Below are 2,334 nucleotides of genomic sequence, written 5' to 3'. Positions count from 1 at the left end.
TCTTTGTTTAAATTGATCAAAACTTTACGAAACCGGTTTCCTAAATCGTTAAAAAAAATTAGTTGAACTTGTTTCTTACCCTGATTATAACACCTTTGTATCCGTTTTCAATAGTTTTTTTTTAGGAAATTAAGCATTTACGTAAAATTTTAGTAAACCGGTTTCTTAAATGACATAATCTTCGCTTTCCAGACTAGTGAAGAGTGGTTTCCACACTTCAAGTTGCCGCAGACAAAGAACTAAAGAGACAACGTGGATCACCTAAGTACTTGTCTCCGCTCGCAAAAGAGTTGCAACGCTACATTTGTAAATAAAAAAACCATCATCCCTTAAGACAATGGTTCCACTTGTTTAAACTCCAACCCTTTTTTCTTCATCAAAAATCTTAGCCCGTCCCTAAAGGTAGCATGAGTAATGAACCTGCTTGTATCGACCCCGGATGAAATAATATCATGGGCGAATTTTGGAGAGAATCCAACGAAAATTGTTTCTACGCCCATTAACTTCAGACCAGATTGTATTTCACCAATCTGATGGATCAGATAAGGCAGACCTAATGTTTCAACCTCTAAATGACTAATTCCTGTAAAGTCAATCAGCACCGTATCACCCTGTTGTTTTTGTATACTGAATAAGACTCTGGTCTTAATATCATCCAAACGTTTTTCATTTAACGCCCCTGTTAAAGGCACCAATATAGTATTGGGAATGACGGACGGAATAATTGGTGTCGAAAGTTCATCAATCAATCTTTCATATTCCTTAAGCTTTTCGTTAAGTCGAGCAATTTCCTCTTCCGGATTACGCAGCTTGCTCATTCTTGAATAAACGATAAAAATCCCTTCCATTCAAAGAAGGGACCTCGTACTCTGCTAAAATTCAACCGTTACGGTAAGGAAGGACTTATATTAACCTGTCACTTAGTCTTCAGGAAATCACAAAATCTAACAAACATGAATACTATCCCGGCCTTCATGCTTAACCTTATACATCGCCTGATCTGCCCTTTGGTAGACCCTTTCGAATGGCTCACCCGGATATGCTCTACAGATTCCGATACTTACGGTCACTTCTTCTTCAATGGATGGATCCACCTGGGAGCTCTCCTCTTTCAAAGAGGTTTGAAACCTTGAGGCACGAATTGACGCTTCCTCTGTATCCACATTCAAGAAGACTCCAAATTCTTCTCCCCCCAAGCGGGTCAAGATGGCATCCCGAAATTGGGCCTTCAACAGTTGAGCAACATACTTCAAGACTTTGTCACCAACAAGGTGGCCGTATTGGTCATTGAATAATTTAAAATGATCGATATCCATCAATAGAAAGCAGCCTGCTTCATCATTGTGATTGTACAATTCAAGAAACGCTTCCCGGTTGGCTAATTTCGTTAGAGAATCCATTTTCGCCAGTTCAATCAATTGATGCTCGATCTTCTTCTTATCTGTAACATCTCTCCAGACAACCAGCCTGAGGTGATTCGACTTCTTTCCAAGTACTTTCACATCGACATCAAAGTGCGAGCCAGCGTGCTCATACTGAAAATCCGTATCTTGATTCAAGGACAATGCTTCCATTAAAGATGCGGTTCCAGGAAAAACCGACTGGACGTGTTGATGGATGACTTCCTTACGCCTTCCGCCTGTTCCAAATAAACGCTTAATCATCTGGCTTCCTGCATGATTCACTTCCACAATCTTTCCCTGCTGATCAATTAATAGAATTCCTTCTGAGAGATTATCCAGTACGTCCTGCCTTGACACCGGCCAAACCGCATTAAAATCCATCCTCTTATTAACCAGGATCAGCAGCCCCGCCATGGAACTATACGATAATGCGTATACGCCTGGAATCTCTATGGATAACAGGGATGTGGTGGTAATAATGAATATGGGAAGGGCAATCACAAGTGCTGAAAGCCAATGGGTCATCCGGTAATGCTTAGGTACATCGAACATATTCCGGATCAACAGCAATATGGTCAGCAATGCAAGAACAAAAGGATAAGCACCCAGGAAGGAATTAAGGGTTGTGGATTGGACGGAAACCTCTGTATAATTCCAGATCGTCCGTACCGTGACACTGTCCCTCATTAACCCGTGAAAAGAATCAGTCAATACCAGCACCATATCCACGAAGGAAGGAATCGCAAGGATCCCTAAGAAACGAAGAGTGCGTTTTGAGTCTTCCCTATGTAACTCCATTGCATAGCCTATCAAGAATATCGGTGAGAAAATCAAGGAAATCTGTTGAAGGTTGCGCAGCGCAATCATGATAGAAGTGTCATTGCTGAGTAATTCGAATACAGTCATCAGGATAAAAACACCTGCTAAAACA

At 41.1% G+C, this 2,334-nt stretch carries 2 protein-coding genes; both read right to left on the bottom strand.

Going from position 1 to position 2,334, the window contains the following annotated elements; genetic code table 11:
* Positions 1-329 precede the first annotated feature (329 nt).
* Positions 330-848 (bottom strand): STAS domain-containing protein, encoded by a 519-nt coding sequence (locus BSG1_RS19095; protein WP_006838878.1) that lies wholly within the window; start codon positions 846-848, stop codon positions 330-332.
* A 96-nt stretch (positions 849-944) separates the two neighbouring features.
* Positions 945-2,334, bottom strand: a 1,390-nt coding sequence (locus tag BSG1_RS19090) for a histidine kinase N-terminal 7TM domain-containing diguanylate cyclase (RefSeq protein ID WP_006838877.1), incomplete at its 5' end; no start/stop codon positions are given.

This window comes from Bacillus sp. SG-1, assembly GCF_000181495.1.
Classification (GTDB): domain Bacteria; phylum Bacillota; class Bacilli; order Bacillales; family Bacillaceae_B; genus Rossellomorea.
Note: the sequence above shows the minus strand (reverse complement) of the source record. Positions and strands in the feature narration are given on the sequence as shown.